The organism is Glycomyces xiaoerkulensis, from assembly GCF_002798405.1.
In the GTDB taxonomy this organism is placed as follows: Bacteria; Actinomycetota; Actinomycetes; order Mycobacteriales; family Micromonosporaceae; genus Glycomyces; species Glycomyces xiaoerkulensis.
This window is the reverse complement of record NZ_PGGV01000015.1, coordinates 106,152-119,178: the sequence shown is the minus strand read 5'-3', so window position 1 is coordinate 119,178 and position 13,027 is coordinate 106,152. Positions and strand designations below refer to the sequence as shown.

General features: G+C 71.3%; 13 protein-coding genes. 9 read left to right on the top strand and 4 right to left on the bottom strand.

The features are described from left to right. The first annotated feature begins 225 nt into the window (after positions 1-225). The 9 genes from gap (at position 226) to CUT39_RS05330 (ending at position 8,043) form a co-directional block, all read left to right on the top strand. A complete protein-coding gene (gap, locus tag CUT39_RS05370; RefSeq protein WP_100444938.1) occupies positions 226-1,227 on the top strand; it encodes a type I glyceraldehyde-3-phosphate dehydrogenase in 1,002 nt (333 codons plus the stop codon). 5 nt (positions 1,228-1,232) lie between these two features. Then, entirely contained in the window at positions 1,233-2,432 is a 1,200-nt protein-coding gene (locus CUT39_RS05365; RefSeq protein WP_100444937.1) for a phosphoglycerate kinase, read from the top strand. Beyond that, positions 2,429-3,217 carry a triose-phosphate isomerase gene (gene tpiA / locus CUT39_RS05360; protein WP_100444936.1) on the top strand — a complete coding sequence of 263 codons (789 nt, stop codon included), beginning with the start codon at positions 2,429-2,431 and terminating at the stop codon, positions 3,215-3,217. The genes CUT39_RS05365 and tpiA overlap by 4 nt, the downstream gene beginning before the upstream one ends. Before the next feature lie 147 nt (positions 3,218-3,364). Then, entirely contained in the window at positions 3,365-3,610 is a 246-nt protein-coding gene (secG, locus tag CUT39_RS05355; RefSeq protein WP_232805606.1) for a preprotein translocase subunit SecG, read from the top strand. A 361-nt stretch (positions 3,611-3,971) separates the two neighbouring features. Then, positions 3,972-4,334, top strand: coding sequence for a BlaI/MecI/CopY family transcriptional regulator (locus CUT39_RS05350; protein WP_100444934.1), 363 nt, complete (start codon positions 3,972-3,974; stop codon positions 4,332-4,334). Continuing rightward, positions 4,331-5,275, top strand: a complete 945-nt coding sequence (locus CUT39_RS05345; RefSeq protein ID WP_100444933.1) for a M56 family metallopeptidase — start codon at positions 4,331-4,333, stop codon at positions 5,273-5,275. Before CUT39_RS05350 ends, CUT39_RS05345 begins: the two co-directional genes overlap by 4 nt. Positions 5,276-5,302: 27 nt before the next feature. Next, complete coding sequence (locus CUT39_RS05340; protein WP_100444932.1) at positions 5,303-6,472, top strand: ROK family transcriptional regulator; 1,170 nt, start codon at positions 5,303-5,305, stop codon at positions 6,470-6,472. Positions 6,473-6,525: 53 nt separating this feature from the next. Next, complete coding sequence (locus CUT39_RS05335) at positions 6,526-7,446, top strand: NADP-dependent oxidoreductase (protein ID WP_100444931.1); 921 nt, start codon at positions 6,526-6,528, stop codon at positions 7,444-7,446. Between the two features lie 249 nt (positions 7,447-7,695). Then, positions 7,696-8,043 (top strand): RNA polymerase-binding protein RbpA, encoded by a 348-nt coding sequence (locus CUT39_RS05330; protein ID WP_100444930.1) that lies wholly within the window; start codon positions 7,696-7,698, stop codon positions 8,041-8,043. A 145-nt stretch (positions 8,044-8,188) separates the two neighbouring features. On the opposite strand, the gene pgl is transcribed toward CUT39_RS05330, so the two are convergent. Genes pgl through CUT39_RS05310 form a run of 4 tightly spaced genes read right to left on the bottom strand, consistent with a single transcriptional unit; the run spans position 8,189 to position 13,023 of the window. Beyond that, on the bottom strand, positions 8,189-8,935 hold the full coding sequence (pgl, locus tag CUT39_RS05325) for a 6-phosphogluconolactonase (protein WP_100444929.1): 747 nt from the start codon (positions 8,933-8,935) through the stop codon (positions 8,189-8,191). Further along, positions 8,932-9,873, bottom strand: a complete 942-nt coding sequence (locus tag CUT39_RS05320; RefSeq protein WP_100444928.1) for a glucose-6-phosphate dehydrogenase assembly protein OpcA — start codon at positions 9,871-9,873, stop codon at positions 8,932-8,934. Before CUT39_RS05320 ends, pgl begins: the two co-directional genes overlap by 4 nt. 16 nt (positions 9,874-9,889) lie before the next feature. Further along, positions 9,890-11,419 (bottom strand): glucose-6-phosphate dehydrogenase, encoded by a 1,530-nt coding sequence (zwf, locus tag CUT39_RS05315; RefSeq protein ID WP_100444927.1) that lies wholly within the window; start codon positions 11,417-11,419, stop codon positions 9,890-9,892. Beyond that, positions 11,416-13,023 carry a glucose-6-phosphate isomerase gene (locus CUT39_RS05310; protein WP_114149485.1) on the bottom strand — a complete coding sequence of 536 codons (1,608 nt, stop codon included), beginning with the start codon at positions 13,021-13,023 and terminating at the stop codon, positions 11,416-11,418. Before CUT39_RS05310 ends, zwf begins: the two co-directional genes overlap by 4 nt. Between the last annotated feature and the right edge of the window lie 4 nt (positions 13,024-13,027).

The window sequence follows — 13,027 nt, the reverse complement described above, 5'->3', positions numbered from 1 at the left end:
GCCGCCTGACAGCGCTTTCTTAACCGCGACGTCATGCCGCTGTGGCGGCTGTGACATGATCGAGGGGACCTTCGCACGCTCCCGTGTTCCGGGGGCGGCGTTATAAGGTCGAAGTGTGCTCGGCGACGAGGCCGAACAGCGCGATCTGTTCAACCGTCGCTCTTCGGTGGAACGGATCGTTCAGTCAGAGATATTCACCTTCTGTTCTAGCGAGGAGATGGGCACGTGACCATCCGCGTTGGTGTCAACGGCTTCGGCCGTATCGGCCGCAACTTTTTCCGGGCGGTTCTCGCCTCCGAGGCCGATGTCGAAGTGGTCGCTTTCAACGACCTGGGCGACACCGAGACCATTGCACACCTGCTTAAGTACGACAGCATCCTTGGCCGCCTGCCTTACGAGGTCAAGGTCGGTTCCGGCGAGCTCACCGTCAACGGCAAGACCATCAAGGCGTTCGCCGAGCGCGACCCCGCCGCCCTTCCGTGGGGCGAGGTCGGAGCCGATGTCGTGATCGAGTCCACCGGTTTCTTCACCGACGGCACCAAGGCCGCGGCCCACCTCGAGGGCGGCGCCAAGAAGGTCCTCATCTCCGCTCCGGCGAAGAACGAGGACATCACCGTCGTGATGGGCGTCAACGACGACAAGTACGACGCCGACAACCACCACATCATCTCGAACGCGTCCTGCACGACCAACTGCCTGGCCCCGATGGCCAAGGTCCTCAACGACGCCATCGGCATCAACAAGGGCCTGATGACGACCATCCACGCCTACACGCAGGATCAGAACCTGCAGGACGGCCCCCACAAGGACCTGCGTCGCTCGCGCGCCGCGGCCCTGAACGTGGTGCCCACCACCACCGGCGCCGCCAAGGCCGTCGGCCTGGTGCTGCCCGAGCTCAACGGCAAGCTCGACGGCTTCGCCATGCGCATCCCGATTCCCACCGGCTCCGCCACCGACCTCACCTTCGAGGCCGCCAAGGAGACCACGGCCGAAGAGGTCAATGCCGCATTCAAGGCCGCCGCCGACGGCCCGCTCAAGGGCATCCTGTCCTACACCGACGACCCGATCGTCTCCAAGGACATCGAGACCGACCCGAACTCCTGCATCATCGACGGCCAGTTGACCAAGGTGCTCGACGGGAACCAGGTCAAGGTCGTCGGCTGGTACGACAACGAGTGGGGCTTCTCGAACCGCCTGGTGGGCCTCGTCGAGCTGGTCGGCGCATAGCACCCATGAAAACGCTCGACGAACTCCTGAAGGAGGGCGTCTCCGGTCGGCGCGTCCTGGTACGCGCCGACCTCAACGTTCCTCTGGACGGCAAGACCATCACCGACGACGGCCGCATCCGCGCCGTCGCACCCACGCTCCAGGCGCTCGCCGAGGCGGGCGCCCGCGTCGTGGTCTGCTCGCACCTGGGCCGCCCCAAGGGCGAACCGGACCCGGCCTTCTCGCTGGCCCCCGTGGCCCAGCGCCTCGGCGAGGTCCTCGAGCGAGAGGTCGCCTACGCCGCCGACACCGTCGACACCGACGCCGAGCGCAAGGCCGTCGACCAGGCCGACGGCGGCGTGCTGCTGCTGGAGAACCTCCGCTTCAACCGCGGGGAGACGGCGAAGGACGACACCGAGCGGGCCGAGTTCGCCGGCCGGCTCGCCGCCTTCGGCGACGTCTACGTCGACGACGCCTTCGGCGCGGTCCACCGCAAGCACGCCTCGGTCTACGACGTGGCGAAGCTCCTCCCGCACTACGCGGGACGGCTCATCGCCGAAGAGGTCGACGTGCTCTCCAAGCTGACCGGCGACCCCGGGCGGCCCTACGTGGTCGTCCTCGGCGGCGCCAAGGTCTCCGACAAGCTCGCGGTCATCGACAACCTGCTGGGCAAGGTCGACACGCTCATCGTCGGCGGCGGCATGGCGTACACCTTCCTGGTCGCCCGGGGATACGAGGTCGGCGGCTCGCTGCTGGAGAAGGACCAGGTCGAGACCTGCAAGACCTACCTCGACCGCGCCGCCGAACTCGGCGTCGAACTGCTGCTGCCGGTAGACACCGCGACCGCGGCCGAGTTCGCCGCCGACGCCGAGCCGATCGTGGTCCCCTCCACCGAGATCCCGGCCGACCGCATGGGCCTCGACATCGGCCCCGAGTCGGCGAAGCTCTTCGCCGAGCGGATCGCCGGGGCGGGGACGGTGTTCTGGAACGGCCCGATGGGCGTCTTCGAGTTCCCCGACTACGCGATCGGCACCAAGGCGGTGGCGCAGGCGCTGGTCGACTCGGACGCCTTCTCCGTCGTCGGCGGCGGCGACTCCGCCGCGGCGGTCCGCACGCTCGGCCTGCCCGAGGACGGCTTCGGCCACATCTCCACCGGCGGCGGCGCCAGCCTCGAATACCTCGAAGGCAAGACCCTGCCGGGCCTGGACGCACTGGAGGACTCATGAGCGAGACCCGCAAGCCGCTGATCGCCGGCAACTGGAAGATGAACCTCAACCACCTCGAGGCGATCGCGCTGGTGCAGAAGCTGGCCTTCAGCCTCACCCGCGAGCAGCTCGAGGCGGTCGAGACGGTCGTCCTGCCGCCGTTCGTCGACGTCCGCAGCGTCCAGACGCTCGTCGACGGGGACAAGCTCCACATCGGTTACGGTGCCCAGGACGTGTCGGCGCACCCGTCGGGCGCCTACACCGGCGAGATCGCCGGCTCGATGCTGGCGAAGCTCGGCTGCGCCTACGTCGCGGTGGGCCACTCCGAGCGCCGCCAGCACCACGAGGAGTCGGACGAGCTGGTGGGCGCCAAGGTCCGCCAGGCGCTCAACAACGGCATCGGCCCCATCCTGTGCGTGGGCGAACCGCTGGAGGTACGAGAGGCCGGCGACCACGTCACGCACACCGTCGGGCAGTTGCTGGCGGCACTGGACGGGCTGACCGAGGAGGAGCTGGAGAAGGTCGTGGTGGCCTACGAGCCGGTCTGGGCGATCGGCACGGGCCGCACGGCCACCCCGGACGACGCCCAGGAGGTCATCGGGGCGATCCGCGCCGCGCTGGCCGAGAAGTTCGGTGCGGTGGCCGAGCGGGTCCGCCTGCTCTACGGCGGCTCGGTCAAGTCGGTCAACGTCGCCGAGATCATGGCGAAGCCGGACATCGACGGCGCCCTGGTCGGGGGAGCGAGCCTCGACGCGGACGAGTTCGCCAAGATCATCCGCTTCCCGGAGCACAACAACGCTCAGTAGGAAGCGGCGCAAGCCGGGGCCGCCGTACAAGGGCGTACGGCGGCCCTACTCGCATGCCGCCCGGGATGAAGCTTGAGTTAGACTCGGGGCCGGTTGCCCGCTCTGCGGGCGTTCCGACCCTTTGGAGAGGACACCCGATCGCCGATGATGACGGTACTGACTTACGCCATGCTGATCCTGCTGCTGGTCTCCAGCGGCGCGCTCATCCTGCTGGTGCTGCTGCACAAGGGCAAGGGCGGCGGCCTGTCGAGCATGTTCGGCGGCGGCATGTCCTCGGTGGCCTCCGGCTCCTCGGTGGCCGAGAAGAACCTCACCAGGATCACCATCGGCGTGGGGGTCATCTGGTTCGCCACCATCATCGCCTACGGCCTGCTGCTGAGAGCGATGGTCTAGGCCCGCAATCGTCGACGGGGTCCGGTGGAGCTCTGCTCCACCGGACCCCGTTCGCTCGTCCGCCGGCGGATACTCCGGGACCGGAACCTCAACCGAGGTAGGAACTGTCGAACCATGTGAACGGCCCGCCGGGCAGGCCGCGCAGCACGAGGGCGAACAGGATCCAGACCGCGGCGCAGGGATGCAGAGCCACCGCGGCGCTCGCAGCGCCGGGAGTCTGCGGCCGAACCGGTCTCGGGCAGGTCGCCGAATCAGTGCCCAGAGGGCGACCGGGAGGCCGATGAGCGCCGCTGCGCTCCACGATCGGAATCCGAAGCCGCCGGGGCCTCGGGTAAGGTGCAAGCCTGGAAGCGAGGTGCGGATGCGACGGCTCGGAGAACTCGAAGCGGTGGTCATGGACGTGCTGTGGTCGTCCGATGGGCCCGTCACCGTCCGCCGCGCGCTCGAATCCCTCGAACGCGATCCGGAGCCCGCCTACACCACGGTCATGACGGTGATGGACAACCTGCACCGCAAGGGCATGGTCACGCGCGAGCGCGACGGGCGCGCCTGGGCCTACCGGCCCGCCCAGTCGCGCGAGGACTTCGAGGCCGAGTCGATGGCCTCGGTGCTGGAGTCCGCCGCGGACCGCGACGCCACCCTGCTGAGCTTCATCGGCAGGATCGGCCCCGACGAGCTGGCCCGACTGCGCGACCTCATGGACTCGCGCGGGGAGCGGCCGTGACCGCGGCGCTGACGCTGCTGGCCTACGCCGGGCTGCTGACCGTGATCGGTCCGCGCCTGATCGACCGCGCTGGCTGGACGTCGGCCGCACCGCGTCTGGCGATCGCCACCTGGTTCACCCTCGCCGCCTCGGTGGTGCTGGCCGTCGCACTGGCCGGGGTCGCGCTCGTGATGCCGATGGGCGGCTTCTCCGGTGGAGCGACGGGCATCGTCGCCACCTGCCTGCAGGCATTGCAGTCGCGGTACGGGCCGATCGCCGGCTCGGTGCTCGGTGTGCTCGGCGCGACGCTGACCTGGCTGCTCCCGGCCCTGCTCGTCGTCGCCGGTGCCGTGGTGGCACGCCGGACGTCGGCCGAGCGCGCGGGCCTGCGTTCCCGGTTGGCGTCGATGGAGGTCGACCACGCCCTGGGCGTGGTCGTTGCGGGCTCGCCGCGTCCGGCGGCCTACTGCATTCCCGGCTCCGGCGGCACGGTGGTCGTGACCACCGGGGCGATCGACCTGCTCGACCGGGAGGGACTCGAAGCGGTACTGGCGCACGAGCGCGCGCACCTGGCCGGACGGCATCATTCCCTGGTCGCGGCCGCGGTCGCCGCGCAGCTCGTCCTGGGGCGGCTGCCGCTGTTCGCCGCCCTGCCCGACCGCGTCGCCCGTCTGGTGGAGTTGGCGGCCGATGATGCGGCGGCGCGAGGCGGGAACCGCCGGGTGCTGGCGCGGAGCCTGCTGGACTTCGCCGCCGCCCGAGGCGCCGAGGCGGGTGCCCTCGCCGTCGCCGGCGGCGACACGGTCGCCCGGATCGAGCGCCTGCTCGACGGCCCGGCCCGGCCGGGCGTAGCCGGGCTCGGCTCCATACTCGGCGGGAACGCCGCCGCGGTCGCCGCACCGGTCATCGTGGCCGCGATCCCGGTCCTGACCACGGTCGGCATGGTCTGCTGCCCGATCTGACGAGGGAAGGGGGCGGCGCCACAGGAGATGCAAGCCAGGTCCAAGTCCGGCCGCGCCGAGGCGGCCCGATGGCTCGGCGCGCTGGACATGCTGCGCCTGGTCCACGCCAGTCCGGGGATCACCCGCGCCGACGCCTCCCGGCGCCTGGGCATCACCAGCGGCTCGGCCACCGAGATCTGCGCCCGCCTCCGCGACCTGGAGCTCCTGTCCGAACGCCCGGCACCGCCCAGCGGCCGCGGCCGGCCCACCACCACGCTGCACGCACACCGGCACGGACCGCTGACGGCCGTGGTCGACGTCCGCCACGCCGACTGGCGCGCCGGCGTCGCCGACCTGGAGGGGCGCCTGACCGACCTGGCGACCGGACGCCACCGCGACCGGCGGCCCGGCGCGGTGATCGCCGACCTGCGCGGGGCGATCGGCGCGCTGGCCGAGCGGCACGGGCCGCGCCTGCGGTCGGTGTCGATCTCGGTGACCGGGACCGTCCAGAACAACCGGGTCGCGCAGGCCAGCGGCCTCGGCTGGCAGGACGTCGAGATCGAACCCCTGGCACCGGGCGTGCCGCAGCGGGTGTGCAACGACGCCACGCTCGCCGGCCTCGCCGTGGCCCGGCGCTCCCACCCGGACCGATCCGTCCTGTACCTGCACATCGAGGTCGGCATCGGCGGGGTCCTGGTCGACCGCGGACACGCGCTCAGCGGCGCCACCGGCGCCGGAGGCGAGTTCGGGCACCTGCCGCTCGGCGACCCGGCCGTGCCCTGCCCGTGCGGGGCGATGGGATGCTGGGACGTCGCCGTCGACGGCCGGGCGATGGCCCGCCTTCGCGGCGAGCCCGCCCCGGACGACCCCCGCACCTACGCCACCGAGACCATGTCGGACGGTGCCCCGGCGGCGCGGACGGCCGTCGGCGAATGCGCGGCCTTCCTGGGACGCGGCGTCGCCGGGCTGGTCAACGCCCTCGACCCGGAGATCGTCGCGTTCGGCGGACTCGCCCCGGACCTGCAGCAGGCGGCGGGGGAGGAGCTCGACCGCGCCTATGCGGCCGGACTGATGCGGTTCCGCCGCACCGCCCCGCCCCCGCTGCTGCCCACCGAGTTCGGCGCGGACGGACCGCTGCGGGGCGCGGCCGAGTCGGGCTTCGACGAGATCCTCACCGAGGGGGCGCTGGCGCGATGGGCCGACGAGCGCCGCGGCTGAGGCGTAGCCACGTTCGCCGGAAGGGTCGGGGCCGTCCATGATGTGATGCAGTTATGAAAGCAATGGTCATGCACCGCTACGGCGGTCCAGAGCAGCTCGAATCCGCCGACCATCCGGCGCCGGTCCGCGGCCCCGGCGAAGTCCTCATCAGACTGAAGACCACCTCGGTCAACCCGGTCGACTGGAAGGTCGGCGCCGGACACCTCGATGCCGCCATCCCCGGCGACTTCCCGATCATCCCCGGCTGGGACGCCGCCGGACAGGTCGCCGAGGCCGACCCCGCGGACACCGGCTTCACCGTCGGCGACGAGGTGTTCGGCTACCTCCGGCGTCCGGTCGTCAAGTGGGGCACCTACGCCCAGTACACCGTCGCCGAGCCGAGCATGATCGCCGCCAAACCGCCCACGCTGGAGTGGGACGCGGCCGGTGCGCTGCCCCTGGTGGGGCTCACCGCCCTCCAGGCCCTCGACGCGGTCGGAGTGGGCACCGGAGACACCGTCCTCGTCCACGCCGCCGCCGGGGGCGTCGGCTCGATCGCCGTGCAGGTCGCCCTCGCCCGCGGGGCGCAGGTGATCGGCACCGCTTCGCAGGGCCACCACGACCACGTGCGCACGCTGGGCGCCGAACCGGTCGAGTACGGCGACGGCCTGGAAGACCGGATCGAGGCGTTCGCCCCCGACGGCATCGACGCCGCGCTGGACGCGGCCGGCGGCCAGTTCGAGCTGTCGGTGCGGGCCGGCGCGGAACCGTCCCGGGTGGTCTCGATCATCGACCGGTCGGTGCGGGACGACGGCGGCCGGTGGGTGTTCGTCGAGCCGGACGCCGACGGCCTGCGCGCGCTGGCCGCGCTCACCGAGTCGGGACAGGTCGATGTGCCGGTCTCGGCCGTCTACCGGCTCGACCAGGCCGCCGAGGCCTGGCGGGCGAGCCGGTCGGGGCACACGCGCGGCAAACTGGTCATCCGCGTCGACTGACCGGCGGCGATCCGGTCCCGGCGGCGGTGCGTTCGGCCAGCCCGGGGCCGGATCCGAGATGAGAGTGGACAGTGAAGTGAATTGCGGGAAGGGCCGAATTCTTGAACGCGAAGGAGTGGGGCAGTGCGCTCTTCCCTTTACAACGTGTGCGCCAGGTCATAGAATCTCTACGGGCGGTGCCCCAGCCGCCCCGACCAGAACGGTCGTATTCCACAGAAGATCCCCCATCTGTGAGGAGCAGTCACTTCTATGTCCAACGGACACGCCATCCGTGGCACCCGTATCGGCGCGAACCCGGGACTCCATTCCGAACGCGGCGAGCCCGTGGCGCGGCAGACCGTAAGCTATTGGTGCGCCAACGGACACGAGACCATCCGGTCATTCGCGCTCTACGTCGAGCTCCCGGGCGAATGGGACTGCATGCGATGCGGCTGGCCCGCCAACCGCGACCGCGCCAACCCACCGGATCGTCGCACCGTCAAACCATACAAGTCACACCTCACGTACGTCCGCGAGCGCCGCAGCGAGGAGGAGGCCGAAGACCTCCTGGCCGAGGCGCTCGCCGCCAGGGCCGCCACCCGCGGCGAACGCTGCTGAGAAACCGGATACCGAACACGCGCACCGCCGTCGACGCAAGGTCGGGCGAGACGGCGGCCACGGCCCTCAGGTGGGGAGGGGGCCGCAGGAACCAAAGCGGAGGGGCCCGGCGACACCAGTCGCCGGGCCCCTCCGCACGTCCTGCTCAGAACTCCAGATGGTGCAGCCGCGAGGCCGCGTCGGCGTCGATCAGCCACCGCGTGTGCCCCTGCGCCTGCACCCGGCCGGCCGGAAGCTTCGGGCCCGCCAGCGCCTCGTCGACCGCCTCGGCCTTGCCTGCGCCCGATGCCAGCACCCACGCCGCCGTGGCGCCGTTGATCGCCGGCATCGTCAAAGACACCCGCTCCGGCGGGGGCTTCGGCGCCTCGCGCACCCCCGTCACCGGGGCCTCGCTCGCCGCCAGAGCCGGATGGTCGGGAAACAGGGAGGCCACGTGGCCGTCCTCGCCGATGCCCAGCAGCAGCAGATCGAACGGCGGCACCCCCTCGCCGTCGGCGGCGGCCTCCAGCTCCGCCGCGTACGCCGCCGCGGCCGCCTCCGGCGTGTCGACCACATCGGAGGCCGGCATCGGATGGACCCGCGCGGGGTCGACCGGCAGCACATCGAGGAACGCCGCCCGCGCCTGCGTCTCGTTCCGGTCCGGGTCGCCGGCGGGCAGGAACCGCTCGTCGCCCCACCAGAAATCGACCTTCGACCAGTCCACCACCCCGCGAATCCGCGAGGCCAGCACGTCCGCGTACACCCGCGCCGCGATCCGGCCGCCGGTCAGCACCACCGAGGCCTCGCCGCGCTGCGCCTGCGCGTCCGCGAGCCGGTTGATGAGGCGGACCGCCGCCGCTTCGGCCAGGACCTCGGCGCTCTCGTGGACGATGACCGCATTGCCCCTGCTCATGGCGCCTCCGCCTCGTCGAACCGGGCCTGGAACGTCTCCAGCACCCGGTGGTAGGCCGGATCCGGGTCCAGATGCCGCAGCTCCTCGGCCAGCAGTTGCCCCAGCGTGCGGCCCTGCAGCGACTGGCGCCGCTTCGGCAGCCCCGCCTGGCGCAGCACCGTCTCCCCGTCGGGCATCCGCTCGATCTCCATGGTTTCGCCGCCGGCCATCGTGAACGCCACCGACGCGATCGCCGGCAGGTGCTCGGAGTTCCGCTCCACCTTGGTGTCGACGATCTTCGGCGCCACCCCGAGCCGGGTGTGCAGCCAGGCGGCCATCAACTGCGCGGACGGGTCCTGGCGGTCCGCCCTGATGTCGATGCTCTCGACCTTGTGGCTCACCCCGTCGAAGGCGCTGGCGATGAGCGAGCGCCACAGGCTGATCCGGGTCCAGCAGATGTCGGTGTCGCCGGGTACGTAGCGCTGGGCGCGCCGGTGCAGCGACGCGACCGGGTCGGCCGCTCGCGCCGTGTAGGTGATGCGCCGGTCGGCGAAGCCGCGCAGCTCCTGCTCGAGGTGGAACTTCACCGGGTCGAGCAGCCACCAGGTCACCACCGGCACGTCGGGCGCCAGCATCGGCAGCACGATCGAGGTGAGGTGCGGTGTGGTCGGCCCGTCCAGGCGCAGGATGATCGCCTCGGCCGCGCCGAGCCGCTCGCCGAGGGTGACCTCGGCGTCGATGCGGGGCTCGGCTGCGTCGACGTCCCGCGGGATCGCCATGATCAGTCGGTACGGGTGCTCCTGGGCCGCTTGCGAGGCGGCCTGCTCGACCTCTTCGCGCTCGTCCTCGGTGGTCAGCGCCACCAGGTTGAGCGCCAGGCTGGAGGTGCCGCCGACCTCGTGCAGCAGGCCCCCCAGCGCCTTCATGATCTCGCCGGTCGTGGTGTCCTTCAGATGCACTTGCGGACCCCCCTTCCTATGCCCGCCGCCAGCGCCGGCCGGACGCCTGCAGCATCAGATCGGCCCCGGCCGGGCCCCAGGTGCCGGACTCGTACGGTTCGGGCTTGCCGCCCTCCCAGAAGTCCTCGAGCGGGTCGATGACCGCCCACGACGCGTCCACTTCGTGCGCGTCGGGGAACAGGGTCTTGTCCCCGAGCAGGATGTCGAGGATGAGCCGTTCGTAGGCCTCGGGGCTGGACTCGGTGAAGGTCTCGCCGTAGCCGAAGCCCATGGTGATGTCGCGCAGCTCCATGCCGGTGCCCGGCACCTTCGAACCGAACTTGACGGTGACGCCCTCGTCGGGCTGGACCCGGATCACGAGCTGGTTGTTGCCGAGGATCTGGGTGTCGTAGTCGGCGAACGGCATGTGCGGCGCCTCCTTGAAGACCACCGCGATTTCGGTGACCCGCTTGGGGAGCCGCTTGCCGGTGCGCAGGTAGAACGGGACGCCGCTCCAGCGCCGGTTCTGGATGCCGATCCGGACCGCCGCGTACGTCTCGGTCGTGGATTCGGCCGGGATGTTCTCCTCGGAGTGGTAGCCGGCCGCCGGCCGGCCCTGCACCCATCCGTCGGTGTACTGGCCGCGGATGGCCGTGGCCCCGAGGTCGTCGCCGAGCTTGACCGCGCGCAGCACCTTGAGCTTCTCGATGCGGATCTCCTCGGCGTCGAAGCCGACCGGCTGCTCCATCGCCGTCAGGGCCAGCAGTTGCAGCACGTGGTTCTGGAGGACGTCGCGGGCGGCGCCGTTGGCGTCGTAGAACCCGGCGCGGGTGCCGATGCCGCCGTCCTCGGCCATCGTGATCTGCACGTGGTCGACGTAGTTGGAGTTCCAGATCGGCTCGAACATCGCGTTGGCGAACCGCAGCGCGAAGATGTTCTGGACCGTCTCCTTGCCGAGGTAGTGGTCGATGCGGAACACGTCGTGCGGCGTGAACACCCGGTCGACCAGGTCGTTCAGCTCCCGGGCCGAGGGCCGGTCGGTGCCGAACGGCTTCTCGACCACGACCCGGCGCCAGCCGCCGCAGTGCTCGTTGTCGGCCATCCCGGTACGTTCGAGCTGCTTGAGCACCTTCGGGAACGCCTGCGGCGGGATCGAGAAGTAGAACGCCGCGTTGCCGGGGATGCCGTGCGACTCCCGCAGGTCGTCCAGGGTCGTGTCGAGGCGGTCGAAGGCGGCGTCGTCGTCGAAGGTGCCCCCCACGAACCTGAAGTTGCCGCTGAGGCGGTTCCACACTTCCTCCCGCCACGGCGTGCGGGCGTGCGACTTGGCCGCGTCGCGGGACAGCTCCTCGAAGGTGCCGTGGTCCCAGTCGCGGCGCGCGAAGCCGACGATGACGAACGAGGCCGGCAGCAGGCCGCGGTTGGCCAGGTCGTAGATGGCCGGAATCAGCTTCTTGCGCGCCAGGTCGCCGGTGACGCCGAAGATCACCAGCGCGCAGGGCTCGGGGATCCGCGGCAGACGCCGGTCGACGGGGTCGCGTAGCGGGTTATTGACCGATTCGGTCATAAGCTCAGCTCCCTCACGGCGTGGAGCAACTGGTTGACGCCGCGCTCGCGGTCGGTCAGGTGCAGCCGGACGAGCGGGCGGTTCCGGGACTGGAGCGCCTGCCGGTCTCCGGCGGCCTGGGCGGCCTGGAGGGTCGCGAACGTGAAGTCCTTGCCGGGGATCGCCACGTCCTGGTCGATGGCGCCGGTGATCTGGAGGAACACCCCCGTCTGCCGACCGCCCTTGTGGAACTGCCCGGTCGAGTGCAGGAACCGCGGCCCCCAGCCCCAGGTGACCGGGGCGGCGGTGCGCTCGGCCAGTTCGGCGCGGAGCTGCTGGGCCGGTGCGTCGTCGAGCCGGTCCAGGTAGGCCATGACGGCGATGTAGGCGTCGTCGTGGTCGGCGTCGAGCAGCAGTTCGCCCAGGGCGCCGCCGACGGTCTCGGCGTGACTGCCGTGGATCTCGATCGCCCCGTCGACCGCGTGCGGGCGCTCCTCGCTCTGCCCCTCGGCGAGGATCCGCTTGGTGTTCTCCTTGGACTCGGTGACGTTCGGCTGGTTGAACGGGTCGATGCCGATCAGGTGGCCGGCGTAGGCGGTCGCCAGCTCCCAGCACAGGAACTGGGCCCCGATCGGCCCGTTGACCACGGTGTCGGGCATGGCCAGGTGGGAGCCGGAGTTCGGCAGCCCGGTCGAGGATCCGCCGACGGTGGTGTAGACGCGGTCCGAGCCGCGGGCTCCGGGGGCGCCGGGCCCTTCCAGGACCACCGGCAGGGTGCCCTTGCCGTCCTTGCCGAGCGATTCGGCGATGAGCTGCTCGGCCCAGTCGCCGAGGCCGACCACGCCGGAACCGTCGTCGGCGATGGTGATCGTCGGCTGCGCGGCGATGGCGGCTCCGAGCACCGCCGCGGGGTTGTCGCCGTCGCCGGCGATGCCGGACGCGAACGTCCGGGCCTCGTCGATGAGCTCGGCGATGTCGGCGCCGGCCAGCGCGGTAGGCACCAGCCCGAAGGCGGTCAGCGCCGAGTAGCGGCCGCCGACGGTCTCGTCGGCCAGGAACACGTGCGAGCCCTGCTCGTTCGCGAGCGCCTCCAACTGCGAGCCGGGATCGGTGACGAACACGAACCGGTCCGCGTGGTCGGCGATGCCGATGCCCTCGAACGCGGCCTCGAAGGCGCGGCGCTGCGAGTCGGTCTCGACCGTGGTGCCGGACTTGGACGAGACGACCACGGCGGTGCGCCGCAGCGACTCCTCGCCGATCTCGGCCAGGACCTGTCCCGGGTCGGTGGTGTCGAGGACGCTGATGCCCAGGTCGAGCGTCCGGGAGATCACCTCCGGGGCCAGGGACGAGCCGCCCATGCCGCACAGTGCGATGTGGTCGACGCCCTGCTCGCCGAGTTCGGCGCGGAGCTTCGCGAGCGGGGCGACCAGTGCCTTGGACTGCTCGAAGGTGTCGACCCAGCCGAGGCGGATCGACGCCTCGGCTTCGGCGTCGGGCCCCCACAGGGTGGGGTCCTTCGCCGCGACCTTCTCCGGGATGCCGGCCTCCTTGAGCGCCTCGACCTCCCGTCCGACGTCGATCCCGGTGGTGACGGCCAGGCCCCCAACGGCTTCCATCTTCCCCATCATC

Excerpts from the sequence above, each read along its gene's own strand:
- CUT39_RS05365 (WP_100444937.1), top strand. The coding sequence starts at position 1,233 with ATGAAAACGCTCGACGAACTCCTGAAGGAGGGCGTCTCCGGTCGGCGC.
- tpiA (WP_100444936.1), top strand. The coding sequence starts at position 2,429 with ATGAGCGAGACCCGCAAGCCGCTGATCGCCGGCAACTGGAAGATGAAC.
- secG (WP_232805606.1), top strand. The coding sequence starts at position 3,365 with ATGACGGTACTGACTTACGCCATGCTGATCCTGCTGCTGGTCTCCAGC.
- CUT39_RS05350 (WP_100444934.1), top strand. The coding sequence starts at position 3,972 with ATGCGACGGCTCGGAGAACTCGAAGCGGTGGTCATGGACGTGCTGTGG.
- CUT39_RS05340 (WP_100444932.1), top strand. The coding sequence starts at position 5,303 with ATGCAAGCCAGGTCCAAGTCCGGCCGCGCCGAGGCGGCCCGATGGCTC.
- CUT39_RS05335 (WP_100444931.1), top strand. The coding sequence starts at position 6,526 with ATGAAAGCAATGGTCATGCACCGCTACGGCGGTCCAGAGCAGCTCGAA.
- CUT39_RS05330 (WP_100444930.1), top strand. The coding sequence starts at position 7,696 with ATGTCCAACGGACACGCCATCCGTGGCACCCGTATCGGCGCGAACCCG.
- pgl (WP_100444929.1), bottom strand. The coding sequence starts at position 8,935 with ATGAGCAGGGGCAATGCGGTCATCGTCCACGAGAGCGCCGAGGTCCTG.
- zwf (WP_100444927.1), bottom strand. The coding sequence starts at position 11,419 with ATGACCGAATCGGTCAATAACCCGCTACGCGACCCCGTCGACCGGCGT.
- CUT39_RS05310 (WP_114149485.1), bottom strand. The coding sequence starts at position 13,023 with ATGGGGAAGATGGAAGCCGTTGGGGGCCTGGCCGTCACCACCGGGATC.